Here is a 23,031-nt window from a genome sequence, read left to right on the forward strand (position 1 = left end):
GATGGCTGAACGAACCTCGATAATCGACCCCGCTACCGGCGCCCGGCGCTGGTGGCTTGTCGCGTTGCGCTTGCTCGTCTTGATTGTCGGTGGTTATGCCGCGGCGTCGGCGCTTGTCGCCGGAACCGCCCACGTGCTGCCGGCAACGGGCCTCGCCCGCAGCGAAGCGGTCGCACTCGTTTCGATGTGCGGCTTTGGATTTTATCTAGCTCTCCTGATCTGGGGATTCTCCCAGCCGCACCTCACACGCCTGGTACTTGGTTTCACGCTGGCTGGCGGATTCGGTCTTGCTCTCATGATGGCGATGCGGGTTTAAGATGGAGCAGGGCTTCCGCTCATCCATGAACGTCCTGCACACCTGGGCCGGCCTGGTGGTGGGAGCACTGCTGTTCGCGATCTTCTGGATGGGGACGCTGTCGGTCTACGACAACGAGATCGACCGCTGGATGGCGCCGATGACCCGCGTTGCCATGCCGGACAAGCCGATATCCTTCGATGCCTTGCGCGGCACCTACGATGCGGCGGTGGCAGCCCGCGCACGCTCCTGGACGATGCTGCAACCGACCGAGCGGCAGCCAGTCGTGCGGATCGTTTATCGCGATGGACCCGAACTGGTGTCGCGGTACTTCGATCCGGTAACTGGCGCGGCATTGCCCGAGACGGGAACCTGGGCTGGCACGCGCTTCTTCTATCCGTTCCACTACCGGCTTCACCTGAAGGCATGGGACATCGGCGAATGGCTGGTCGGTATCGCCACGATGGCCATGCTGCTGCTCTGCGTGTCGGGCATTGTGATTCACCGCAAGATGATCGCGGAATTCTTTACGTTGCGGACACGGCAGAAGTCGGCACGGATGGTGCTCGACTTACACACCGTTGCCGGCGTGCTTGGTCTGCCGTTCAATTTCATGATCGCATTGTCCGGCCTTATCATCCTGTCCATCACATTTTTTCCGAGCGGATGGCAATCATCCTATCCGGACAAGAAATCCTTCAACGAGGAGGCCTACAGCGCATATTCGCGCCCGAAAGCGAACAAGCCTGGGACTCTGGTGTCGCTCGACGAGCTTGCACAGAAGGCGCAGCAGATATGGGACGGAAGCAAGCCATGGGCGATCGTGGTGCAGCATCCCGGTGATGCGGCCGCGTTCGTCACTGTCTATCAGTCGTTTGATCTCGGTATCGTTCGAAGTGCACCGGCGATCCATTTCGATGCGGCCACCGGCGCCGTACTGCACCAGAGCCACGAGATGCGGCCGATTGCCCAGGCGCAGCGCTTCCTTTCGGGGATGCACCAGATCCAGTTCCGGCATTGGATGCTGCGGGCTCTGTATTTCGCGCTTGGCTTGTTCGGATGCGTGCTGATTCTGACCGGCTTTCTGTTTTGGCTGCAATCGCGACGGCGTCGCCACGCAGCCGAGGGTCGGCCCGGCGTCCGCGTCGTCGAGGCGGTTGCAGTCGGCTCCACGGCCGGCATCATTGTCGCCTCGATCAGTTTCATGGTGACCAACCGGATTCTGCCGCTTGGCGTGTCCGTCATGGGGATCGAGCGATATGCGCTGGAGATCTGGGTGTTCTATCTGGTCTGGCTCGCGACCTTCGCCCATGCGTGGTGGCGGCCGCAAGCGGCCTGGGCCGGGCAATGTCTTGCAATCGCAGCACTTGCTGTGCTCGCCGTCGCCCTGAACTGGGTCACCACCGGGGATCACTTGCTGCGCAGCATTTCCGTGTCGCATCTGTGGCCGGTGGCCGGCGTGGACTTCGGCTTGCTGGCGTTGGCCTCCACTGCATTCGGAGTGAGCCGCTGGTTGTTACGCGCCGAACGTCCAGCCGGAGCTATAGCGCCCGGTTTTAGCCGCGCGGGCAGCCATGGATGATGCACTCTGTCTGTTTGCTGCGTTCGCGGTGACCTATCTCGCCTTTGCCAGCTTCGCCTTGGTGCAAAAGCGGCATTGGCAGGCGGTGACAGGTACTCACGACTGCGCGCTTGGTGGCAAGGAGCTTCTAAAGGTCGGCGGGATTGTTTGTCTCGCCGCGGGATGCGCGATCGTGGTGTGGCGCGAGGGGGCGGACTATGGCCCGCTGCTCTGGGTGACGCAGCTTATCGTCGCTGCCTGCGGTGTCGTCGCGACGCTCTCGCTACGACCGCGGCTTCTCAAGCCGCTTGCCATCATTCCCGCCCGAGTATGAAAAATGGGCATTCAGACCGGTCCGTCACGACGAAGACTGCGCCCATAAGGGTCGCCAAGCGAGCAGCTACCCAACCCAAGGAGACGAACGATGTGTATCCGCCAAACGGGAAAGCAACTGATGCTTGGCGTCCTGCTGATCGCCCTGCACGCCCTGTTGCCTGACGGAGCGGCGGGAGCACCGGTCGTCAACTCGTTCGAAGGCGACCGAGGGCCGGGTCTGGAGGTGTGCAACTCAAACGGCGCCCCGATTCACTGCGACAGGGCCGAAATGGACATCGCTACCAACGGTAAGCAGGTCGTCCAGATCACGTGGCAGAATGTGAACGTGTATGACACGTCTGGAAATCTGTTGAAATCCACACCCTTGTCCGAACTCATTCGGAGTGCCGGGCTCGATCCAAACCTGTCGAAAGGCAATGGGCGGCAGTTCGAGCCGCATATCGTTTACAACGAGTTCATCGAACGCTGGATCATCACCGTTACCTGCAAGAACGACTGCACGCTTGTGAGCGCGGCCTCCGATGCAACGGGAGCGTGGGGCGGCACCTACTTGTCCTGCTTGCATGGCGGCTCTTGCCTCGACCGCAACCCTGCCGTCAAGCTGGGTTACGACAAGAATGGTGTGTACATCTGCGGAGGGCACATCGGCGACGATAATCCCGCTACAGTGCCGGGCGTGTCCTACGACTGCTTTGCGTTGCCGCCGGAGGAGGTCAAAGCGATCGCGCAAGGCACGCCGCCAGCCCATGTCAACCGAAGCCACAACATGCCGCTCGATATCGTCCCGGCGGTGGATCACAACCAATCGAAGGCTGCATCTGCTCCGGCGTTTTTTGCCAACAAAAGCTGCGACCGCGCAGCGCAGTACGCCTGTCAGCGCTCCACGAATTTCTCGTTTCATTGGATTGTGAACACATTCACGTGGAGCGGGGTCACGGGCACCTATAATTCGGGTGGCGCCCAGCAGGTCATCAAGACCGACATCGGCTCGAAAGAGAACAAGTGGCTTTACAACTCGCCATGCTGTGGTCCGACCATGTCCGTGCCGCAGTCCGGCAGCGAGATCACGCTTCGCGCCGCGGCCAGTCATCGCTTGATGAATGTCGTCCAGCACGGTTCGCATCTGCACGGGGTCCTCGGGTCCGGGCCGTGTACTGAGTCGTGTGGATCGCAGGGCGCGGACGCCAACAACATATTGGTCTGGGTAGACCTGGACTGCTCGGATTCGGCCGCCTGCGTGGTCAACCAGACGGCGAAGATTTCAAGCCCGGATTATCACGTTGAGTTTGGCACCGTTGGCGTTGATGATGCAGGGAACATGGGCATCGTCGGCACCTCATCGAGCGCGCGCGAGAATATGTCGGTTCTTCTCTGGACCCGTCGACAGGGGGATCCGGCCAACACTTTCAGTGGCCCGACAACGATCGTCGCCGGCACGCAGCCCTATACCTGCCTGAACCGAAAGAACATGGTGCCGATGGGGAATTCGGCCGGGACGCTGACTGCGCTCGACCCCGTGGATCGCGAAACATTGTGGGCGACACAGCAGTGGGCTAACGATGCCGCGCCCTGCGTCTGGAACACACGTATTGTCGGCTATAAAGTCGCGCCGGCGAAGCGATGAAAGACGGCTTGGCGCCGGGCGCTGTGGTGTCGGAGGTGGCGCGACGGCACGGCTTGTCGCCGCAACAGCTGTTCACGTGACGGCGTCTGATGCGACAGCCGGCTGCGAGACCTGCGCCTCCCGAGCCGTCGATGTTCGTTCCCGCCGTAGTCACGCCCTCGTCCGCGCGTGATCTAATCGCAGCATGACGATGACTGCCGACACGCTTCCCGACGATCCGGGCACGCTCAAGGCGATGCTGCTGGCAGAACGGGCGCGCGCCGCGCGGCTGGCAACGCAGTGCTTCTCGAAACCGTTGGGCTTGACCACGTACAGGAGCAGAAGGTGATCGCTCGGTTTTCGGCCGAGCGAGATGAGGCCTATCGCGAATTCATCAGCCGCTGCGACGACTTTGACGGCGAAATAGCGAAGGAGCGAGGGAACGGGAAGTTCACCTATGCTGAGGCGTTCCCTGCCCGTTCGCGGCCGGCCGAAAAGTCTACGCTAAGTCTGACAAGGCATCATTCACGCAACGTACCGACACGTTCATAAAGCGTCGGCAACAAGATGAGGATTCAGCTTTGCAGCTATACGACGTTGACGCCGCGGCGACTCACGCGATCAACAGCTTCGCCGGAGCGAGCACCACGATCGATTTCCTGATGATCTGGATCTCGGCGGTCGGCATACCGCTTCTTGTCCTGGCTGTCGCCGGACAATGGTGGCGGGGTCCGGACCGATCGCATAACAGGCACGTCCTTGTCGCCGCGGGGTTTTCCTTTCTCCTTGGCCTTGCGATCAACCAGATCATCCTCTTGTTCGTCCATCGGATACGGCCATATGACGGCGGCATCACGCATCTTCTGATCGACCGCAGCGCCGATCCGTCATTCCCCTCTGATCACGCCACCGCGACCGTTGCCATCGCCGCGGCCTTTCTGCTGCACGGCATGCGGCGGCTCGGTGTGTGGTTTCTAGCCGCCGCCGTGCTTGTGACGATCTCCCGGGTCTATGTCGGAACACATTATGTCGGCGACGTTCTCGGCGGAGCCTCGACCGGGATTGTCGCCGCCATGTTGGTCCGCTCACTCTATCGGGAAGGGACGCGGGCCGATCAGATCATCACCAGAATTCTTTAGGGCCAGTGTGGCAATCCGGGAGGAGGAACGGCCCAGTTATCTTGGTCGGAGGTGAGCTTGAGGCGATAGAGCTTCGATGATGCGGCAATCGGCAACGGTGCCGCAGCGGCATTGATCGATCATACTGTCCAGTTCGCGACGCAACGCTCGCAAGTCAGCAATCTTTCGATCGACCTCCGCCCGATGCGCCTTGGCAATGGCATCGACGGCGTCGCAAGACCGGTCGCGCTGATCGGCCAGATCGAGCAATGCACGCACCTGGTCGAGCGAAAATCCAAGGTCGCGCGAGCGTCGGATGAAGCTGAGGCGATTCAGGTGCTCTGCTCCGTAGGCGCGATAATTGCCGGCCGTCCGACTCGGCGCGGCAAGCAGACCGATCCGCTCGTAATAGCGGATGGTCTCGACCTTGGTATCGGTTCTGCGCCCCAGCTCGCCTATCGCAAGGAAGCCGCCTGTCATGGCCTTGACCCTATAGTTACTACAGGGTCCATATGGATGGTCATGTCGAACTTGTCGAGGTGATTTCCATGGCTGCCGCCGTTCCGTTGAAGTTGCGCGTCGAAGGCATGGATTGCGGCGCCTGCGCGGTAAAAATCGAGAACGCGATGAGGCGGCTGCCCGGCGTCAGCGACATCGACGTCAATTATGGCTTGCAGTCGCTTTCACTGGTGGTCGACGAAGACCGCACCTCCCGGCACGCGATCGAGACCAGGATCAGGGCGCTCGGATATGCACCTGTCGATCAATCCGGGCCCATCGCCTCTGCCCTCCGCGACAATAATTGTGACGCGACGGAAAGCGCCTGGTGGTCGTCGCCGAAGGGACGGCTGGTCATCGGCAGTGCCGCCCTGATGACGCTGGCTTTTGCCGTATCTCATGTCGAACCGGGCTGGTCGAATTGGGCCTATATCGCCGCGACGCTGGTCGGTCTGATCCCGATCGGACGACGGGCGCTCGCCGGCGCGGTGTCGGGCACACCGTTCAGCATCGAGACGCTGATGTCGATCGCCGCGATCGGCGCCGTCGCGATCGGCGCGGCGGAAGAAGCGGCTGTCGTCGTGTTCCTGTTTGCAGTCGGCGAGTTGCTGGAAGGGATCGCGGCCGGCCGGGCGCGTGCCGGCATCGAGGCGTTGATAGGTCTGGTTCCGCGCACGGCGCTTCGTCAAAACGGCTCGAATGTGGAAACGGTACCGGTCGAATATCTTCGAGTCGGCGACACCGTAATTGTCCGCCCCGGGGACCGTGTTCCCTCGGACGGAACCGTGATTGAGGGCCTATCGGAGGTCAATGAGGCGCCGGTGACCGGCGAATCCGTCCCGGTCAGCAAGGAGCCCGGATCGACGATTTACGCCGGCAGCATCAATGCCAACGGCGAACTGCATGTCGAGATCACCCGGACGGCTGCCGACAACACGATTGCCCGCATCATCCATATGGTCGAAGAAGCACAAGGTTCGAAGGCGCCCACTGCTCGCTTCATCGACCGCTTCAGTCGCTGGTACACGCCGGTGGCCATGATTATGTCGGCGCTCGTTGTCTTCGTCCCTCCGCTGCTGGTTGGCGCTGACTGGTTCACCTGGATCTATCGCGGGCTGGCGGTGCTCCTGATCGCCTGCCCCTGCGCACTGGTCATCTCAACTCCGGCCGCGATCGCGGCGGGGTTGGCGAGCGGCGCACGACGCGGCCTCCTCGTCAAAGGTGGCGCGGCCTTGGAAACACTCGGCAAGGTCAAAACCGTTGCCTTTGACAAAACCGGCACGCTGACCAGCGGACACCCGCAGATCACAGACATTGTCGTGATCGAGGGCACCGAAACCGAGATGCTGGCGAAAGCTGCCGCCGTCGAGCGCGGCTCCAGCCATCCACTCGGAGTAGCCATCGTCTCTGAGGCCGAAAGGCGTGGTCTCGATATCCCGAAAGCATTCGGCGGCGGGATCGCGACGCCCGGCAAGGCAGTTACGGCCCGCCTCAAATCTGGCTTCGTGTCGGTTGGATCGCCTCGTCATGCGGCCGAGCAGGGCGACATCTCGGATGAGATCAAGAAGCAGGTCGGAGCGCTGGAGCGTCAAGGCAAGACTGTCGTTGTCGTTAGCGAAGGCAAGCCCCTCCTCGGACTGATCGCATTGCGCGACGAGCCACGTCCGGATGCCGCCGGCGGTCTTGCCAAGCTGCGCGCGCTTGGCGTTCGTCCGATCATGCTAACGGGCGACAATGCTCGTACCGCCGCTGCGATCGGCGGTGCGCTCGGCCTTGAAGCCCGAGCCGAGCTACTGCCAGATGCCAAGCTCGCCGCGATAGCGGTTTATAAAGGCGAAGGCCCTATCGCCATGGTCGGCGACGGCATCAATGACGCTCCGGCGCTTGCCGCGTCCTCGGTCGGCATCGCCATGGGAGGCGGGACCGACGTTGCGCTGGAGACCGCGGACGTGGTTCTCTTGAAAAACCGCGTTGCCGGCGTCGCAGAGTTAATCGCGCTATCGCGGGCGACACTCTCCAACATCTGGCAGAATATCGCTATCGCGATCGGCCTAAAAAGCGTTTTCTTGGTCACCACGCTATTTGGCGCGACGCCGCTCTGGATGGCTATCCTGGCCGACACCGGCGCGACCGTATTGGTGACGGCAAACGCACTGCGGCTGTTGCGCCTCAAAGTGGAGACGTAGGTCTAATGACATGGTTCGGTGCGGGCCGGGCTGGCCTGCGCCGCGGCGGCGGTCAGCGTTCCAATTGTCCTTGTCGAGAAAGACAGCAATGGAGACCCGTGCGGGGAGCGGCGTGCCTTTCTCCCACATCAGGTCGCCGCGCCGCGGAACTCTGGCTGCACCGATACAACTGGCATCGGCCTCTTGGCGGTATAAAACATCGCACTCCAATCAGCAGACTAGAGCCTTTCGCTTCTGATGGAATCAGAAGCGAGCTCTATGATTTTGATTTGACGCGTTTTCTTCCCGCGAACCGGTACCCATCCCCGGGTCAAGCCCGAGGACATGTTTCGCTCGAAAACGCTCCAAGCCTCTTCAAGGACAACCTGTTGAGGCCCCGCGCCTAGCCCCCGACGCGCTTCAGCTCCGCGACCAGCCGGTCCAGCGCATCGGCGAGCATCGGCCCGCCGCACACCGTGAGGTCTTCGGGAATCACGATGCGCCGCGACGACGGATACAGTTTTTCCAGCGCCGGATGCAGCAGCAGCGCGCTTCCTTCGTCATCCGCGACGTCGCTGTCGTCGGATATCAGGATAAAGTCCGGCCGATCGGCAACAATGGTTTCCAGCTTGGCAAACCCGCCGGAGCTGATGTCAAGGCCGGACGCGGCATTCGACAACCCGGTGATCGAGAGCAACGCGCTGGTGACGCTGTCATCGCCCGAAACCCAGCCGCGTCGCGACAGCGCCAGCACCCGATAGGGCTTGCGCCCCACTGCCTCCCTCGCGCGGGCAATCGCCGCATCGAGCCGCGCGATCTGGGCTTCCGCGCGATCCGGGTGCCCGACAAGATCGCCCATCCGGCGAATCTGCTCCTTCACGTCGTCGATCGATTTTGCGATATCGAACTCGGCCACGCGCATCCCCTGCTGTTTCAGCAACTCGCGCGTCGTTCGCTTCATGTAGCGGCTGGCGACGACAACATCCGGCCTGAGCATCAGCACATCCTCCGCCTCCCCGGAAAGCCGCCGATATTTCTTCGCCTCCGTCGCGGCCCAGGAGCGCGCTGCATCCCGCGAATAAGGGCTGAGGCCGAGGATCTGGGCGGGATCGGCAAGCGTCATCAGGAGCTGATCGGTGCACAGGTTGATCGAGGCGACGCGCTGCGGATCGGCGGCCTGCGTCTGCGTGACGACCCCGGCGGTCAATGCGAGAGCGGCCGCGGCAAGACCGCCGCATCTGCGTCCGGCGATGCCGGCCCGGATCGCCTCACTGAGGCGCTGCAACCGCGCCAACAGCGACATCGCGATCACACCTCCGCCCACGGCACGATCACGGTTTCGCATTGATAGTCGGCCCGATAGGTCCTGACGCGAAAGACGTCGGCGATGACGGTCTCCGAGAGCGCGCCGGCAGGCGGTCCCTGCGATACCAGGCGCCCGTCGGACAGCACGAGAACGATATCCGCAAACCGCGCCGCGAGCCCGAGATCGTGCGTCACCACGATGACCAGCACCCCACTGTCGGCCGCGGTCCGCAGTCTGGTCACGACCTCGATCTGATAGCGCGGATCGAGCGATGCGGTCGGCTCGTCGGCCAGCAGCACTGGCGCTTCCACGGCCAGCACCCGCGCCAGCGCCACCCGGCCGCGCTCGCCGCCGGACAACTCCGTCACGCGACGATCGCTTAAACTTACCACGTCGGTCGCCTGCATCGCCCGCATCACCGCCGCGGCATCTTGTTCCGTCAGCCGCGCCGGATCGACCGCGCCGTGCGGGTACCGGCCAAGCGCCACGATATCCCTCGCCGGCAACGGCCAATGCATCTGATGGCCTTGCGGCAGGTAGGCGAAACGGCGCGCGCGCTCTCGAAGGGTGAGCGATGGCAGCGCGTCGCCGCAAACCTCGATGGTCCCTTCCGATGGCAGCAGGCCCGCCAGCGCCCGCAGCAACGTGGTCTTACCGGCGCCATTCGGCCCGACCAGCGCGACAAGGCATCCGCCTGGGAGCGACAGCGAAATGTCGCTCAGGACAACTCTCTTTCCAAGATTAGCCGATAGCGACGATGCGATGAGAACGACGGCTTCGCTCATGCGACGCCTCCACCCAGCGCGCGCCGCTCGCGCACGATCAGGTACAGGAAGAACGGCACGCCGATCAGCGCGGTCAGGACGCCGACCTTGATGTCCGAGGTCGAGGGAATGACGCGTACCGCGATATCGGCCGCGAGCAGCAGCGCCGCGCCGGTCAGCGCGCTCGGCACCAGCAGCCGCGCCGGGTCGTAGCCGATCAGGGGCCGCATCAGATGCGGCGCAATCAGGCCGATGAAGCCGATGGCACCGGCCACCGCAACCGCGCCGCCGACGCCGAGCGCAACGCCGAGGATCGCCCACAGCCGTAACCGGCCGACATCGACGCCGAGGCTCTGCGCGGATTCCTCACCCAGACTGAGCGCGCGAAACGCATGGCGCTGGCTCATCAGGATCGCGGCTCCCGCGACGATGAACGGCAGTGCCAGCGTGACGTGGCGAAAGCTGCGGTCTTCCAGCGAGCCCAACAACCAGAATGCAATCTCCAGCGCCGCGAACGGATTGTGCGACAGGTTCATGGTCAGCGACGTCGCCGCGCCGGCCAACGACGAGATCGCAAGCCCCGCAAGGATCAGGATCAGCAGGCTCGCATTACGCCCCGCGATCGCGAGCAGTGCGAACACAGAAGCGAATGCCGCGACGATGGCCGCGACCGGCAGTACGAAGGAACGCACGTCGGCCGATCCGACCGCGATGATCAGCACGGCGCCGAACGCCGCTGCCTGCGGGGCGCCGAACAGCGAGGGCGACGCCAGGGGGTTGCGCAGCAGGCCCTGCAAGGCCGCACCCGACAAACCGAGAATGGCGCCGATGGCGACGGCGAGGATCGCGCGCGGCAACCGGATATCCTGTACGATGATCCGCTGGACGTCGCTGCCGCCGCCGAACAAGGCATCGAGAACAGTGACCGGCGACAACCTCACAGGACCCACTCCCAACGACACCAGCGTCAGTATCGTGACCCCCGCGCACAGCGCGACCGTCACGACCGTTCGCTGGCGGGCCGCGATGGCTGTCGTCACCATGTGGCGTTGAAAGATGTGGCGTTGAAAGCCGTGCAAATCGCCGGGCCGGCCGGCCCGGCAGCATAGTTCGGGAGACCCATGACGACCCTTTCCGCCGACCCGCCGTCGAACGCCTAAGAATGCGTCACCGGCCGGTCTCCTGGCTCGCGGCCGTTATCCGGATCCGCCTTCCCGCACATGCATGGCATGGTCAGTGGCCGAATGGATACGGATGGCCGCTTACAGTTGCGGGGGCAGCCGCGGTATTGGGGGCAGTATCCCCGCACCGCATTCCCGTTTCACCTCCCGCGGGAGGCACCGATGATCTCCCAAACAAGCACAGCGAAACACTCCGTGCAACCGGGGACGCGTTCGCCTGCGTTGCCGCGAAATACGGCCAGCACGCAATACCATCAGAGCCGCGAGAGATAACGGGGCAGCTCCTGTTCGAATTCAGGGAAGTAGCGCGAAATCACAGACATATCGAAGCGAGCGAGGATCGACTCCTTGGGCTCCCGGTCAAGCAGGAAGCGAAAGGCGGCCTCGAGGCAGCGCTCGGGCGTGTGCTTGCCGGCTGTCAGTTGCTTGCTCTTCACGTCAGACATTGTGACGCGGTGACGCGTCTCGCTCTCTCCTTCGCGGACCACAACCTCGAAATCGAGCGGGTCGCCCTCACCGACGCGCTGAACCTCGATCATACGGTCACTCCCGTTTCAACGGTCGGTGGCGCAACTGTTCGTTCCCTACTGCACCGCATACGCCGCTGCCAAGATGCCTGCGAGCTTCTCCGGCCACAAGCCTGTCGTTATTGGGCTCTCGTCCGGCCTGAGCGAAGCGAAGGCGGGTGAGGGGTCGTGAGAGCTTGGCAGGAAGAAAACCCCTCACCCGGCTCAACCTCGCGACGCTCGATTTCGCCACCCTCTCCCACAAGGGGAGAGGAAAAGAAATCGCTCGGTAATCAGCTCAAAGCTGTCCCAGCAGCGTGTCGCCGCCGGAGACCTCGACCTTGCCTGGGTTCGGTTCAAGATTGAGCGTCTTTACCACGCCGTCCTCGACCAGCATTGAATAGCGCTTGGAGCGGATGCCGAGGCCCTTTTCGGATGCATCGAATTCCATGCCGATCGCCCTGGCGAAGTCGGCGTTGCCGTCGGCGAGGAAGGTCGCCTCGTTGCGCTGGTCGGTATCGCGCTTCCAGGTGTTCATGACGAAGACGTCGTTGACGGAGACGATCGCGATCTCGTCGACGCCCTTGTCCTTGATGGCGCGGGCGCTAAGAAAAATGCTCGGCAGATGCTGTTTGTGGCAGGTGCCGGTATAGGCGCCGGGCACCGCGAACAGCGCCACCTTCCTGCCCTTGAAGATGTCGCCGGTGCTTTTCACCTGAACGCCGTCATCCGTCATGATGCGGAAGGTCGCGTCGGGCAGGCGGTCGCCAACTTTGATGGTCATGGTCAAATCTCCTTGAAATGTGCGTTGTATCTGGGCCAGATAGGTGTCCGGCACAATATTCCACGGCCGCGAAACGACAACGGTCGGCTCTTCACCGTACCGTCATTAGAGCGTTTTCGAGCAAGCACGCCCTCGGGCTTGAACCCGAGGATCAAAAGGCTGGCGCCCGGCTTTGATTCCAGCAAAGCCGAAATAGCGCTAGCCGGCAAACCCGCCCGCGTCGAGAAAGGCCTGTTCTTCCCGGCTCGTCGTGCGTCCGAGCATTCGATCGCGATGCGGAAAGCGGCCGAACCGGCGAATGATGTCGGCGTGGATTTCCGCGAATTTGAGGTTGTCGGGCCGTCCACGGCTGCGAAACAGCGCGACGCAGCGCTCCTGATCCGCGAGACGTTCGGAATGCATGAAGGGGACATAGAGGAATTCGACGAGGTCAGGGTCGATGCGCGTGTCGGCACTGCGTGCGATGGCGCGGTCGGCGACGGCGCAAGCGTCGTCGTCGGTCGAAAAGCTGCGGGCGTCGCCGCGGAACATGTTGCGCGGAAACTGGTCGAGCACGATGACGAGCGCCAGCGCGCCGTCATCGGTCTCCTCCCAACCGGAGAGTTCGCCCGCGCGGGCTACTTCCCACAATCCAAGAAAGCGGCGGCGCACCTCGGCGTCGAACGCGTCGTCCTTGATGTACCATTTGCTCTGGCCGGCGGCGCGCCAGAAGGCGAGGACGTCGGCGGGGGAAGAGATGGAAGCGGACGAATTATCGGAGTTCATCACACACAACACTTTCTGTCGTCGTCCCCGCGCACGCGGGAATCCATAACCCTGACGTCAATTAGAGCGTTTTCGAGCGAAGTGGGTACCGGTTCGCATGAAGAAAACGCGTCAAATCAAAATCATAGAGCCCGCTTCTGATTCCATCAGAAGCGAAAAGGCTCTAAGATGGAAAAGGTCGACGTCATCGACCGAAATCAGAATCCGCGCCGTATCGGTTCCTGCGCGCGTGCGAAGATCGCACTTGGCTGGGACGGCCATATCTTCAGGAATGCCTCACGCCGCCGCTTTTTTCTCGTCACGCAGTTCGCGGCGGAGGATCTTGCCGACGTTGGTTTTCGGCAGGGAGTCGCGGAACTCGATCTGTCTGGGCACCTTGTAGCCGGTCAACTGCGTATGCGCGAACTTGATGATGTCCGCGCGCGTGAGGGTCGGGTCCTTCCTGACCACGAAAGCCTTCACCGCCTCGCCCGACTTCCTGTCCTTGACGCCGATCACCGCGCATTCCAGCACGCCCGGATGGCTCGCGATCACGTCCTCGATCTCGTTCGGATAGACATTGAAGCCGGAGACCAGGATCATGTCCTTCTTGCGGTCGACGATCCTGGTGTAGCCGTCGGCTGACATCACGCCGATGTCGCCGGTACGGAAGAAGCCGTCCGCCGTCATCACCTTTGCGGTTTCGTCCGGCCGGTTCCAGTAGCCCGGCATCACCTGTGGACCCTTGGCGCAGATTTCGCCCGCCTCGCCGAGCGGCACCTCGCGGCCGTCGTCGTCGCGGATGGAAATGTATGTCGACGGCATGGGAAGCCCGATCGAGCCGGAGAATTTGCCGGTGTCGGCGGGATTGCAGGTCAGCGTCGGCGAGGTTTCCGAAAGGCCATAGCCTTCCAGTAGCGGGCATCCTGTCACCCTCAGCCACTTCTCCGCCACCGCCTTCTGGACCGCCATGCCGCCGCCGACCGAAGCCTTGAGTTTCGAGAAGTCGACCTTGTCGAAACCGCGCGCATTGAGAAGGCCGTTATAGAGCGTGTTCACCGCCGGAAAGCAGTTGATCTGATACTTCATCAATTCCTTGACGAGGCCGGGCATGTCGCGCGGGTTCGGGATCAGCAGATTGACGCCGCCCGCGCGCATCGCCAGCATGAAGCACGCCGTCAGCGCGAAGACGTGATAGAGCGGCAGCGCGCAGACGACGAAGAGTTGATCGACCACCGGCGGTTTCCTCAGCGCCGGCTGCAGCCAGGCGTCGTTCTGCAGCATGTTGGCGAGAATATTGCGATGAAGCAGCGTCGCGCCCTTCGCGACGCCGGTGGTGCCGCCGGTATACTGCAGGAAGGCGACGTCGTCGGGCGCGAGGTTCGGCCTGGCAAGCGTCATGCCGCGCCCGGCCGCGAGGGCGTCGTTGAACTTGACCGCCCCCGGGATCGATGACGGCGGCACCATCTTCCTGACATGACGAACCACGAAATTGACGATCAGGCCCTTGAAGCCGAGCAGGTCGCCCATGCTGCCGACGATGACGTGCCTGATGTTAGTTTTGCCGATCGCCTGCTGCACCGTCGACGCGAAATTCTCCAGTACGATGATCGCTTCCGCGCCGGAATCCTTGAGCTGGTGCTCAAGCTCGTGCGGTGTGTAGAGCGGGTTGACGTTGACCACGGCATAGCCGGCGCGCAGCACCGCCACCGTCGAGACCGGATATTGCAGCACGTTCGGCATCATCAGCGCAACGCGCGCGCCCTTTTTCAGTCCCCGGCCTTGCAGCCAGGCGCCGAGTGCAAGCGACATCTCGTCGATCTCGCGATAGGTGATCGCCTTGCCCATGCAGATGAAGGCCTTGCGATCGCGGAATTTGGCGAAGCTCTCTTCAAGCAACGCGACCAGCGAGGCGTACTGCGACGCGTCGATGTCGGCGGGCACGCCTGCGGGATATTGACTGAGCCAGATGCGATCCATGTGACTCCCCGGGATCATCCCGTCGTTCAAGGGAGGAATGTCTTGTTCAGGGAGTATTGAGCAAGGCGGTTGTCCAAGGCAAGCGGTGCGCGGTAACGACGCATCAATGCTGCCGTCATGGACTGTGAGAGCTTGCCTCGGCGGCGACGAAGGGATGAGAGACCTACGGTTTTGGCTTGCTCTTGCCGTTTTCAGCCGGTTTCGGCTTGGCGGCCGAACCGGCGGCCGCGGACTTCGCCGCCTTGGGATTGATCGTCACCGAAACCCGGTGTTTCGATTTCCCGTCGGGCCTTGGTTTTGGGTGGGGCGTTGCCGTCGCATTCGCTGTGGTCTTGCTGCGTTTCTTGCTCTTGGGCGGAGCGTCGCGCGCGGCATCGGCTTCTGCGGCGGCGGCGATGGCCGCGCCGGTCCGCGTCGGGCCGGTATAGACAATAACGGGGTCCGAGGGCGCCGGCGCCGCCGCGATCATATCCACCGGCCGCAACGCCGGCGGTTGCACGCCGGTTGCGAAGAACGACATCACGGCGGCGCTGGTCGCCGTCGTGTTGGCGGCCACATCGTCATCCTCGTCGCTGGCAGGATGCTTGCGTTTCGGCCCGCACATTTCATCGCGCAGATTGGGAGGCGCGGCTGCGATCGGCGCCAGCTTGTCGACCGTGCCGAGCGCCGGACGCAGCCACGACAGCGTGTTGTTGGCGAAGCCGCGCTCCAGCATCTGCGCGACGCGCACCGCGCGCATCGTGCCGGACGATGCGCCGAGCACCACCGCGATCAGGCGCTTGCCGTTCTGCGTGGCCGAGCCGACGAGATTGTAGCCGGACGCGCAGATGAAGCCGGTCTTGAAGCCGTCGGCACCGGGAAAGCGCCCGATCAGCTTGTTGAAGTTGCGTGTCACCCTGCGTCCGTAGCGGATCGAGGGGATGCGCATGAAATATTCGTACTCGGGAAGATCGTGAATGATCGCGCGGGCGAGAATGCCGAGATCGCGCGCCGAGGTGATCTGGCCGTCGGCCGGCAACCCGTTCGGGTTGACGTAGCTCGTCTGCGTCATGCCGAGCCGCTGCGCGGTCGCGTTCATTTCGGCCGAGAAACCGTCGATCGAACCGCCGACGCCTTCCGCCAGCACCACCGCCATGTCGTTCGCCGACTTCACCAGCATCATCTTCAGCGCGTTGTCGACGGTCACCTGCGTGCCCGGCCGGAAGCCCATCTTCGAAGGCGACTGCGCGGCTGCGGTCGGCGATACCGTGAACAGCGTGTCGAGCGTGATGCGTCCCTGCTTGACCGCCGTCAGCGTGACGTAAGCGGTCATCATCTTGGTGAGCGAGGCCGGATACCAGGGATAGGTGGCGTTCTCGGCCTCCAGCACCTTGCCGGTGTCGGCCTCGATCAGAAGATGCGCTTCGGTGGCGTGAGCCGCGCGCAACGGTGCGATCGCAACGATCAATCCGGCCGCGAGGACGATCCAGACCGGCAACGATTTGCGAAACAGGGCGATGGGTTTGCGAAGCGGGACGATGAAAGAATGCACGGTCGTTCCGGTCCTTTGAGACCCGCCTTTGGCAAGGAGGCCTGCTTTTCGGGTTTCAAGCGTGTCCGGCGCCGTCGGTCGCGGCGGCTGCAGCCTATACCGGCTCGGCCAGCCAGAACAGTGGTCCGCAGTTTAATTCCCCGATGAAAGGGGCCGAATTTCGACGCTCGGAGCGGTTTGCTATGACGGCTGGCCGATGCGGGAACCGTCCTGGGTCATGAATTGCGCTTTCGCAAGCCGGGCGAAGTGGCCGCCGCGTGCCAGCAGTTCGTCAAAGGTTCCGTTTTCGATCACGCGCCCGTTCTCGAAAACCAGAATGCGGGTGGCGTTGCGAATGGTGGACAGCCGGTGCGCGATGACGAATGTCGTGCGTCCCTTCATCACCTCGTCGAGCGCGGCATTGACCTTGGCCTCGGTCACGGCGTCCAGCGCGGAGGTCGCCTCGTCGAGGATCAGGATCGGGGGATCCTTCAACAGCGCGCGGGCGATCGACAGCCGCTGCCGCTCGCCGCCGGACAGCATGCGTCCGCGCTCGCCGGCATGGGTGTCGAACTTTCTGTCGGCGCGTTCGATGAAGCCCAGCGCCTGGGCGCGGGAGGCCGCAAGCCGCATCTCCTCCTCGGATGCATCGGGCTTGCCAACGCGCAGGTTCTCCGCGATCGAGCGGTCGAACAGCAGCGCCTCCTGAAACACCACGCCGATGTTTCGTCGCAACGAAGCCAGCGTCAGGCCGCGGATGTCCATGCCGTCGATCTTGATGATGCCGGACTGCGGATCGAACGCGCGGTGCAGCAGCGCGACGGCGGTGGACTTGCCTGCGCCGGTCGGACCGACCAGCGCAATGGTTTGGCCGGGCAACGCGACGAACGACAGATCCTCGACCGCGGGCCGCTTGCCGTCATAGGAAAACGACACGTCATGGAATTCGACGAGCCCCTGCAATCGCCCGGCATCAATGGCGTCGGGACGGTCGCGCACCGCCGGAACGGCGTCGAGGACGTTGAAGAACTCCTTGAGCCGCGGCGCTTCCATGAAAACGCTGTTGATGAAGGAAACGACCTGCTCGAGCCTCTGGATCAGCATGGTGGCGAAGCTCACGAACATGACGATCTCGCCGACCGACGTCATCCCGCGCTGGTTCAGCACGATACCGACCGCGAAGATCGCCAGAATGGTGATGGTGGTCGAGGCGCGCGTCATCACGGTGACGACGGCCCACCACGACAGCACCGGCATCTGCGCCGCCAGCAGCTTGTCGACGACGAACCGCAGGCCCTGAACCTCGGCATCGACGCGCACGAAGCTCTGCACCAGCGCGACGTTGCCGAGCGCGTCGGAGGCGCGCGCGGAGAGATCGCTGAAATGCGCCTCCACCTCGTTCTGCATGTCGAAGGTCCTGCGAACCACCAGCGTCGTTAGCATCGTGAATACGATGCAGAGCGCGAACAAAAGGATCGCCAGCCGCCAGTTGATGGTGAGCGACAGCGGCAGCAGCACCACGAGCGACATCATCGCCGCGAAATGCTCGCGGAAGAATCCGAGCCACAGCCGCCACAGCGCGTCGGTGCCTTGCAGCATCACCTTCATCAGCCGGCCCGAATGGGTGCCGGCATGGTAGGTGAGCGGCAATTGCATGATGTGCTCGAAATAGCCCGTCAGCACCGCCTGGCGCTGGCGATGCGAAAGACGGTCGGCCTGCAAGGCCACGATCACGCCGCACAGAATCGTGAACAGGCCGAACACCACCCAAACCGCCAGCAGCGGCCACGGCGAAGTCGACGTCATCCCGAAAGGACCCGCGGCGGGACTGCCGGAGAGCACGTCGACGATGCGTCCGAACAGCACCGGTTCGGCGAACTGCGCGCCGGCCAGCAGCAGATTGGCGCCCGCCAGGATCCAGCCGAGCCGCGCTTCTTTGCCGAGCAGTTCAAGAACGCGGGTATAAAGGCGGAGCATCGACATCGAAAAAACGCTCTTGCGGATCGCAACGGCAGCATTCCGGCAGCGCGAACAGATCGGCGGCACTTGTGCCGCTTTTATTCGGCCTGCGTGACCTTGCGGTCGCCGGCCGGCGGCAGAAAGCTGTCGTCGAAAATATCCGCGACCGCCGGGCGTTTGCGGAATTTGAAATCGTCGGCGATCTGGTCGAGCGACGTCTCGAACCGGGCCGGGTCGATATCCCCGATGCCGCTGTGCCTGACCTCGCTGGTCAGAATGTTGTCGCTCAGGACCGCGTGCAGGCGCTCCAGCTCGACAGCGCGCGATCCGTTATCCATCTGAGCCAGCACATCGTCGACAGCCTGCTCGGGCGCCTTGATGGTGAGGCGCAGACCGGCAATCACCGCGCGCACAAACGCCTTGACCGCTTCCGGCTTGTCGGCGGCGAATTCCGGGTTGACGATCAGAACCTTGCCGTAGGCGGCGCAGCCGTAGTCGGCAAATCGCAGCACGGTGAGATCGTCGGCCGGGATACCGCGATCGCGCAGGTCGATCGCCGACAGGTACGACAGGCCGGATATGGCATCGAGCTGGCCCGCCGACAGCATCGGTTCGCGAACGGCGGGGCCGATCTGCTGCAGCTTCACGGTCTTGAGTTGCAGTCCGTTTTTCCGGGCGAGCGCAGGCCACAGCCTGATGGACAGGTCGCCGTCGGTGACGCCGACCGTCTTGCCCTCGATGTCGGCAAGCGCGTTGATACCCCGGCTCTTGCGCGCAATGAAGGCATAGGCCGCCTTGTCGAACAGCACGAATACCGCCTTGACCGGCCGCACGCCCGGCTGGTCGCGAAACCGGATCAGGGCGTTGAGGTCGGCGAGCGCCAGTTCGCTCGTACCGACCGCGACGCGCGCAATGGCGTCCGTCGTGTCAGACGCGACCGTCGTCGTGACGTTCAAGCCCTCCGCGCGGAACAGGCCGCGGGTCGATGCCAGCACCAGCGGGGCCGCGGCGGCATCGATCGGGCGATCGAGCGAAAACTCGATCTGGATCGGCGCGCCGGCATCGGCCCGGCTGTCCGCGAGGCCAAGGCCTGCAACGCCGACAGCGCCCAGGAGCACAAACAAGGCAAACCAGAAACGACGCATCGAACGTGCTTGCATGGGATCTTGCGGCAATGGAGCGGGTTGCGGGAGTTCGCGCGAACGCGCGCGGGTTCCATAAGATGGTTCACTCTAGCAGAGGTAACCTGAATGCGCGATGACCGCCACGACTTGCCACGGATTGTTCAGATTACATTGGAACCCGGAACCCGACGTGAAACCGGCGGTTGTCTCAAGAATGGCCTGAAACGGCCCGGAAACATCATAGAGGTATTTCAGATGTTGACGCGCAGGAATTTCAAATCTTCGACAGGCCGGAGCGTCGTTTTGGCGACGGTTGCGGCGATGGCCCTGGCGGCGGCCGGCCCCTCTTTCGCCGGATCGTCTGCGCCCGTCTCCAAGGAGATCTCGGCGACGGGACCATCCGGCGCCACGGATTTCAGCGCGGCGCGCCGGCACTATGATCATCGCCGTCATTATCGCGGCGGTGGCGATGCTGCGGCAGCCGCCGCGTTCGCTGGGATCATCGGCACCGTCGGCGCGATCGCAGCATCCCAGGCTCGTCGCGACGCCTATTATGACTACGGCCCAGGTTACTATGCCCCGCCGCCCGGCTACTACTACGGCGGACCCCGCTATCCGTCACCTTATGGCGGCGCTTATTACGCCCCTTACTGAGGATATTCCCGCTCGGGCCAAAGAGCGGATGACGGACGCCGGCTGCGATGGCGGTCGGCGTCGCCGTTTTGGACGCCGACCGTTAACATGTCGGCCGCGGGCCGAGTTGGACCGCCGGGAGCGCATGTTCGGCATCGCCGAGAAGTTGCCGAATGCCGCGGCGAAGCGGTCAAGTCCTCGCAAGGGCGACCCGGCGGCCGATCGTCGCACTCGACGCCATCGGTTGTGCAAGCGCCCGCTGAAATCCTCACCTCAGCCATGGACAAATCCACCGCGCAATGGTTGATCGCGCCATGCTGAGACGAACCTACGACTGGTGCATCGCCGCCGCCGACAAGCCCTACGCGCTATGGATTCTGGCAGCGATCGCTTTCGCGGAAAGCTCGTTCTTTCCGGTGCCGCCCGACATCATGCTGCTGCCGATGGCGCTGGCGCGGCCGAAACGCGCCTGGCTGTTCGCGGCGCTCTGCACGGTCGCCTCGGTCGCCGGCGGCGTGCTCGGCTATGCGATCGGGGCGCTGCTTTACGACTCGCTGGGCCAGTGGCTCATTCATCTCTACGGACTCGGCGGCAAGGTCGAGGCGTTTCGCGAGTCGTATGCGCAATGGGGAGCCTGGATCATCATCGGCAAGGGTCTGACGCCGATCCCCTACAAACTCGTCACCATCACTTCCGGCTTCGCCGGATATGATATCTGGCTGTTTATCCTGTGCTCGATCATCGCCCGGGGCGGCCGCTTCTTTATCGTCGCCATTGTGCTCAATCGCTACGGCGACGTCATCCGGCAGGAGATCGAGAAGCGACTCGGCCTGTGGGTGGCGTTCGGCGCCGCCGTCGTCGTCCTCGGATTCGTGATCGCGTTCCGCCTGATCTAGAGGCTTTCCGTTCTGATGGAATCAAAGCCGGGCTCTAGCTTTTTGTTTTGACGCGTTTTCTTGACGCGAACCGGTACCCACTTCGCTCAAAAACGCTCTATTGGTCCGATTTCTCCGGAAAGACCAATGCCACCGGGCGGCGGCGGGCGTTGACGAGGCGACCCAGCCCGACCCTCATTTGACGCGGTCCGCGCATTGTGCGGAAACCATTGCGTTGATGAACAAGCCGGAGTTGGAATAGATGGATGAGAGGCCGCAATTCCAATGAAGGCAAGACGACGCTATTAGCTTCGGCGGAGCAGGGAGGACCGTATGATGACGATCAGTGACGACCTGGAAAAATTCAGACAAGCGAGGGCGATAGCGTTCAAGCGTGGCCTTGTTGTTCGAAGGGCCGACGATCCGGACGACCCCAAACCCTACACGCTGGTTCGCCAAGCCGTGGAAACGCATCTTGCGACCATCGACGAGGTGCTGGCGGAACTCAAACGGACCAAGTAATTGTTCCGGACGCGGTCCGAAGTGCGTCGGCCAGGAGGGGCTCGTGCCGGTTCGACGAGCTGGTTCCGGGGTTAACGACTCATTAACTGTGACTGAGGCACCTTCGGCCCTCGAGGGCCGGTCTGGATTTGTCGCGAAAGGCGCCAGATACCGGTCGGAACGGGCATAAGGCGATGGATCGCGACATCGCGTCGGAAAAGATACCGGCGACCATCAAGGAATTGCAGGCTCGGGTCGCCGCCGCGTTCGGCAGGCATCCGCTGTGCCGCGACGTGCAGTTCGCCATCGTCAGCACACCGAAGTCCCGTAGCGGTGCCAACTGGACCGTCAGCATGAGCGCGGTTCCGCCCGACGCGATCTGGGAGGCGTCCGAACTCGTCGCCGACATCCAGGACGCCTATGTTCTGGCGGCATAGATTCTTTTCGCTTCTGATGGAATCAGAAGCAGGCTTTTGCTGATCGCGCTCTGACGGCCGACGGTACGGTCGAGGCCTGCACAATTTGCGTGAAAAACAGCCGCACAGCCCCCGCCTTGCGTGGGCCAGCCTTAATTCGTATCGATTTGTGAGGACAATCGGCGGCCGTTTGTGAGCCGAACCGGAGATCTTTTTTGACACGGACGATGACGATTTTGGCGCTTGCGTGCTGCATCGTCACCGGGGTGGCGCTGGCGGAGGTTTTCGGCCGCGGCAACGTTCTGGTCGTCCGGTTTTCTGCATCGCCGCCCCCGCCGCCTGCGGAAGCCGAACCGGCCGCCAACCGCGCGCGCAAGGCCGACAGGCTTGCGGTCGCCACGCAGGCCGCGGCCCCCGATGCCGGCGAGGATTCGACGTTGGCTGCACCGCTGCGGCAGGCGGTTACGACCGATGGTCCCGTCACCGATGGTCCCGTCGATGTCGAGGTTTTGCCGCCGACAGCGCCGATCGAGGAGCCGCCGCTGCCGCGTTCCCGACCGAAGCTCGCAAACCAGCTCGTTCAGAAGAATTATTCGCTGCTTAGCGACATGCAGATCGCGGCGCTGAAAGGGCGGCTGCAACTCACGTCCGCGCAGGAGCCCTACTGGCCGGCCGTCGAAAGCGCGTTGCGCGACGTCGCCCGCAAAATTCACGAGCGGCGTGCGGTAGCGGGACGGCAGGCCGCCCTCAGTCCAGGCGAGATCGAGCAGATCAAGACCTCCGTCCGACCGTTGCTGTCGAGACTGCGCGAGGACCAGAAGCGCGAGGCACGCGCGCTCGCCCGCATTATCGGGCTGGAGGCGGTAGCCTCGCTGATTTGAGACGAACACAGCACGGGGATATAAGGTCGCCGAACGATCCATGCCTGCCCCTGGGACAGCATCATCGAATCGATCATCCACCTCTTCACAGCAGACCAATGCGCAAACTACTTCGCCCGCGCCGGATACGCGTAATCTCAATCCAGAACTACTCCCAACGTTTTCGAGCGAAGCATGTCCTCGGGCTTGACCCGGGGATGGGTACCGGTTCGCGGGAAGAAAACGCGCCAAATCAAAATCATAAAGCCCGCTTCTGATTCCATCAGAAGCGAAAAGGCTCTAGCTAAATCA

The 23,031-nt window shown here is 63.1% G+C and carries 25 protein-coding genes, 1 pseudogene and 1 riboswitch; of the genes and pseudogenes, 15 read left to right on the forward strand and 11 right to left on the reverse strand.

Translation table 11 applies throughout. The features are described from left to right. Position 1 precedes the first annotated feature (1 nt). The 8 genes from NHAM_RS19080 to NHAM_RS19105 all read left to right on the forward strand — a co-directional run bounded on the left by NHAM_RS19080 (position 2) and on the right by NHAM_RS19105 (position 4,934). Positions 2–316 carry a hypothetical protein gene (locus NHAM_RS19080; RefSeq protein WP_011512082.1) on the forward strand — a complete coding sequence of 105 codons (315 nt, stop codon included), beginning with the start codon at positions 2–4 and terminating at the stop codon, positions 314–316. A 25-nt stretch (positions 317–341) separates the two neighbouring features. Beyond that, positions 342–1,877: a PepSY-associated TM helix domain-containing protein gene (locus NHAM_RS19085; RefSeq protein ID WP_245269944.1), complete on the forward strand. Its 1,536-nt coding sequence runs from the start codon at positions 342–344 to the stop codon at positions 1,875–1,877. Continuing rightward, positions 1,870–2,190, forward strand: coding sequence for a DUF3325 domain-containing protein (locus NHAM_RS19090; protein WP_011512084.1), 321 nt, complete (start codon positions 1,870–1,872; stop codon positions 2,188–2,190). The genes NHAM_RS19085 and NHAM_RS19090 overlap by 8 nt, the downstream gene beginning before the upstream one ends. 120 nt (positions 2,191–2,310) lie before the next feature. Beyond that, on the forward strand, positions 2,311–3,816 hold the full coding sequence (locus NHAM_RS19095; protein ID WP_245269945.1) for a hypothetical protein: 1,506 nt from the start codon (positions 2,311–2,313) through the stop codon (positions 3,814–3,816). Further along, positions 3,813–3,896, forward strand: coding sequence for a transposase (locus NHAM_RS29355; RefSeq protein WP_086008328.1), 84 nt, complete (start codon positions 3,813–3,815; stop codon positions 3,894–3,896). The genes NHAM_RS19095 and NHAM_RS29355 overlap by 4 nt, the downstream gene beginning before the upstream one ends. 104 nt (positions 3,897–4,000) lie before the next feature. Beyond that, positions 4,001–4,144 (forward strand): hypothetical protein, encoded by a 144-nt coding sequence (locus NHAM_RS26925; protein WP_157043687.1) that lies wholly within the window; start codon positions 4,001–4,003, stop codon positions 4,142–4,144. Further along, entirely contained in the window at positions 4,096–4,347 is a 252-nt protein-coding gene (locus NHAM_RS29090) for a Chromate resistance protein ChrB (protein WP_347336419.1), read from the forward strand. Before NHAM_RS26925 ends, NHAM_RS29090 begins: the two co-directional genes overlap by 49 nt. 29 nt (positions 4,348–4,376) lie before the next feature. Next, positions 4,377–4,934, forward strand: a complete 558-nt coding sequence (locus NHAM_RS19105; protein ID WP_041358380.1) for a phosphatase PAP2 family protein — start codon at positions 4,377–4,379, stop codon at positions 4,932–4,934. Between the two features lie 36 nt (positions 4,935–4,970). Here the strand turns inward: NHAM_RS19105 and NHAM_RS19110 are convergent, their stop codons facing one another. Next, positions 4,971–5,393 carry a MerR family transcriptional regulator gene (locus NHAM_RS19110; RefSeq protein ID WP_011512087.1) on the reverse strand — a complete coding sequence of 141 codons (423 nt, stop codon included), beginning with the start codon at positions 5,391–5,393 and terminating at the stop codon, positions 4,971–4,973. Positions 5,394–5,461: 68 nt separating this feature from the next. Between NHAM_RS19110 and NHAM_RS19115 the strand changes: the two genes are divergently transcribed. Together NHAM_RS19115 and NHAM_RS28420 are read left to right on the forward strand one after the other, a co-directional pair. Then, positions 5,462–7,597, forward strand: a complete 2,136-nt coding sequence (locus NHAM_RS19115; protein WP_011512088.1) for a heavy metal translocating P-type ATPase — start codon at positions 5,462–5,464, stop codon at positions 7,595–7,597. Between the two features lie 122 nt (positions 7,598–7,719). Further along, positions 7,720–7,818 (forward strand): annotated as a pseudogene (locus tag NHAM_RS28420) (IS481 family transposase); the annotation flags it as partial. Positions 7,819–7,979: 161 nt separating this feature from the next. On the opposite strand, the gene NHAM_RS19120 reads toward NHAM_RS28420, so the two are convergent. The 10 genes from NHAM_RS19120 to NHAM_RS19165 all read right to left on the reverse strand — a co-directional run bounded on the left by NHAM_RS19120 (position 7,980) and on the right by NHAM_RS19165 (position 19,470). Then, positions 7,980–8,879 (reverse strand): ABC transporter substrate-binding protein, encoded by a 900-nt coding sequence (locus NHAM_RS19120; protein WP_011512089.1) that lies wholly within the window; start codon positions 8,877–8,879, stop codon positions 7,980–7,982. Positions 8,880–8,884: 5 nt separating this feature from the next. Continuing rightward, positions 8,885–9,667 carry an ABC transporter ATP-binding protein gene (locus tag NHAM_RS19125; RefSeq protein ID WP_011512090.1) on the reverse strand — a complete coding sequence of 261 codons (783 nt, stop codon included), beginning with the start codon at positions 9,665–9,667 and terminating at the stop codon, positions 8,885–8,887. Continuing rightward, entirely contained in the window at positions 9,664–10,689 is a 1,026-nt protein-coding gene (locus NHAM_RS19130; protein WP_011512091.1) for a FecCD family ABC transporter permease, read from the reverse strand. Before NHAM_RS19130 ends, NHAM_RS19125 begins: the two co-directional genes overlap by 4 nt. 112 nt (positions 10,690–10,801) lie before the next feature. Then, a riboswitch (cobalamin riboswitch) is annotated at positions 10,802–11,006 on the reverse strand. Positions 11,007–11,081: 75 nt separating this feature from the next. Then, the gene (locus NHAM_RS19135) at positions 11,082–11,366 is read right to left on the reverse strand and encodes a hypothetical protein (RefSeq protein WP_011512092.1); all 285 of its coding nucleotides are present in this window, start codon (positions 11,364–11,366) and stop codon (positions 11,082–11,084) included. 265 nt (positions 11,367–11,631) lie between these two features. Beyond that, positions 11,632–12,117: a peroxiredoxin gene (locus NHAM_RS19140; protein WP_011512093.1), complete on the reverse strand. Its 486-nt coding sequence runs from the start codon at positions 12,115–12,117 to the stop codon at positions 11,632–11,634. A gap of 198 nt (positions 12,118–12,315) precedes the next feature. Then, the gene (locus NHAM_RS19145; protein WP_041359264.1) at positions 12,316–12,882 is read right to left on the reverse strand and encodes a DUF924 family protein; all 567 of its coding nucleotides are present in this window, start codon (positions 12,880–12,882) and stop codon (positions 12,316–12,318) included. A gap of 276 nt (positions 12,883–13,158) precedes the next feature. Next, positions 13,159–14,841, reverse strand: a complete 1,683-nt coding sequence (locus NHAM_RS19150) for a long-chain fatty acid--CoA ligase (protein ID WP_011512095.1) — start codon at positions 14,839–14,841, stop codon at positions 13,159–13,161. 163 nt (positions 14,842–15,004) lie between these two features. Continuing rightward, the gene (locus NHAM_RS19155; RefSeq protein WP_011512096.1) at positions 15,005–16,372 is read right to left on the reverse strand and encodes a D-alanyl-D-alanine carboxypeptidase family protein; all 1,368 of its coding nucleotides are present in this window, start codon (positions 16,370–16,372) and stop codon (positions 15,005–15,007) included. Between the two features lie 180 nt (positions 16,373–16,552). Then, positions 16,553–18,334, reverse strand: coding sequence for a glucan ABC transporter ATP-binding protein/ permease (locus tag NHAM_RS19160; protein WP_011512097.1), 1,782 nt, complete (start codon positions 18,332–18,334; stop codon positions 16,553–16,555). Positions 18,335–18,408: 74 nt separating this feature from the next. After that, complete coding sequence (locus NHAM_RS19165) at positions 18,409–19,470, reverse strand: ABC transporter substrate-binding protein (protein ID WP_011512098.1); 1,062 nt, start codon at positions 19,468–19,470, stop codon at positions 18,409–18,411. Positions 19,471–19,737: 267 nt separating this feature from the next. On the opposite strand from NHAM_RS19165, the gene NHAM_RS19170 reads away from it, so the two are divergent. From NHAM_RS19170 to NHAM_RS19190, 5 genes are all read left to right on the forward strand, one after another. Further along, positions 19,738–20,088, forward strand: a complete 351-nt coding sequence (locus NHAM_RS19170; protein WP_430707689.1) for a hypothetical protein — start codon at positions 19,738–19,740, stop codon at positions 20,086–20,088. Between the two features lie 293 nt (positions 20,089–20,381). Continuing rightward, a complete protein-coding gene (locus NHAM_RS19175) occupies positions 20,382–20,963 on the forward strand; it encodes a YqaA family protein (protein ID WP_041359267.1) in 582 nt (193 codons plus the stop codon). 312 nt (positions 20,964–21,275) lie between these two features. Next, a complete protein-coding gene (locus NHAM_RS19180; protein ID WP_011512101.1) occupies positions 21,276–21,464 on the forward strand; it encodes a hypothetical protein in 189 nt (62 codons plus the stop codon). A 173-nt stretch (positions 21,465–21,637) separates the two neighbouring features. Further along, positions 21,638–21,880, forward strand: coding sequence for a hypothetical protein (locus NHAM_RS19185; protein WP_041358383.1), 243 nt, complete (start codon positions 21,638–21,640; stop codon positions 21,878–21,880). 206 nt (positions 21,881–22,086) lie between these two features. Then, positions 22,087–22,740 (forward strand): hypothetical protein, encoded by a 654-nt coding sequence (locus NHAM_RS19190; RefSeq protein WP_157043796.1) that lies wholly within the window; start codon positions 22,087–22,089, stop codon positions 22,738–22,740. The last annotated feature ends 291 nt before the right edge of the window (positions 22,741–23,031 follow it).

This window comes from Nitrobacter hamburgensis X14, assembly GCF_000013885.1.
Classification (GTDB): domain Bacteria; phylum Pseudomonadota; class Alphaproteobacteria; order Rhizobiales; family Xanthobacteraceae; genus Nitrobacter; species Nitrobacter hamburgensis.

Coding starts and splice junctions, on each gene's coding strand:
- NHAM_RS19080 (WP_011512082.1), top strand. CDS start 2: ATGGCTGAACGAACCTCGATAATCGACCCCGCTACCGGCGCCCGGCGC.
- NHAM_RS19085 (WP_245269944.1), top strand. CDS start 342: ATGAACGTCCTGCACACCTGGGCCGGCCTGGTGGTGGGAGCACTGCTG.
- NHAM_RS19090 (WP_011512084.1), top strand. CDS start 1,870: ATGGATGATGCACTCTGTCTGTTTGCTGCGTTCGCGGTGACCTATCTC.
- NHAM_RS19095 (WP_245269945.1), top strand. CDS start 2,311: ATGCTTGGCGTCCTGCTGATCGCCCTGCACGCCCTGTTGCCTGACGGA.
- NHAM_RS29355 (WP_086008328.1), top strand. CDS start 3,813: ATGAAAGACGGCTTGGCGCCGGGCGCTGTGGTGTCGGAGGTGGCGCGA.
- NHAM_RS26925 (WP_157043687.1), top strand. CDS start 4,001: ATGACGATGACTGCCGACACGCTTCCCGACGATCCGGGCACGCTCAAG.
- NHAM_RS19110 (WP_011512087.1), bottom strand. CDS start 5,393: ATGACAGGCGGCTTCCTTGCGATAGGCGAGCTGGGGCGCAGAACCGAT.
- NHAM_RS19115 (WP_011512088.1), top strand. CDS start 5,462: ATGGCTGCCGCCGTTCCGTTGAAGTTGCGCGTCGAAGGCATGGATTGC.
- NHAM_RS19120 (WP_011512089.1), bottom strand. CDS start 8,879: ATGTCGCTGTTGGCGCGGTTGCAGCGCCTCAGTGAGGCGATCCGGGCC.
- NHAM_RS19125 (WP_011512090.1), bottom strand. CDS start 9,667: ATGAGCGAAGCCGTCGTTCTCATCGCATCGTCGCTATCGGCTAATCTT.
- NHAM_RS19130 (WP_011512091.1), bottom strand. CDS start 10,689: ATGGTGACGACAGCCATCGCGGCCCGCCAGCGAACGGTCGTGACGGTC.
- NHAM_RS19135 (WP_011512092.1), bottom strand. CDS start 11,366: ATGATCGAGGTTCAGCGCGTCGGTGAGGGCGACCCGCTCGATTTCGAG.
- NHAM_RS19140 (WP_011512093.1), bottom strand. CDS start 12,117: ATGACCATCAAAGTTGGCGACCGCCTGCCCGACGCGACCTTCCGCATC.
- NHAM_RS19145 (WP_041359264.1), bottom strand. CDS start 12,882: ATGAACTCCGATAATTCGTCCGCTTCCATCTCTTCCCCCGCCGACGTC.
- NHAM_RS19150 (WP_011512095.1), bottom strand. CDS start 14,841: ATGGATCGCATCTGGCTCAGTCAATATCCCGCAGGCGTGCCCGCCGAC.
- NHAM_RS19160 (WP_011512097.1), bottom strand. CDS start 18,334: ATGTCGATGCTCCGCCTTTATACCCGCGTTCTTGAACTGCTCGGCAAA.
- NHAM_RS19165 (WP_011512098.1), bottom strand. CDS start 19,470: ATGCAAGCACGTTCGATGCGTCGTTTCTGGTTTGCCTTGTTTGTGCTC.
- NHAM_RS19175 (WP_041359267.1), top strand. CDS start 20,382: ATGCTGAGACGAACCTACGACTGGTGCATCGCCGCCGCCGACAAGCCC.
- NHAM_RS19180 (WP_011512101.1), top strand. CDS start 21,276: ATGATGACGATCAGTGACGACCTGGAAAAATTCAGACAAGCGAGGGCG.
- NHAM_RS19185 (WP_041358383.1), top strand. CDS start 21,638: ATGGATCGCGACATCGCGTCGGAAAAGATACCGGCGACCATCAAGGAA.
- NHAM_RS19190 (WP_157043796.1), top strand. CDS start 22,087: ATGACGATTTTGGCGCTTGCGTGCTGCATCGTCACCGGGGTGGCGCTG.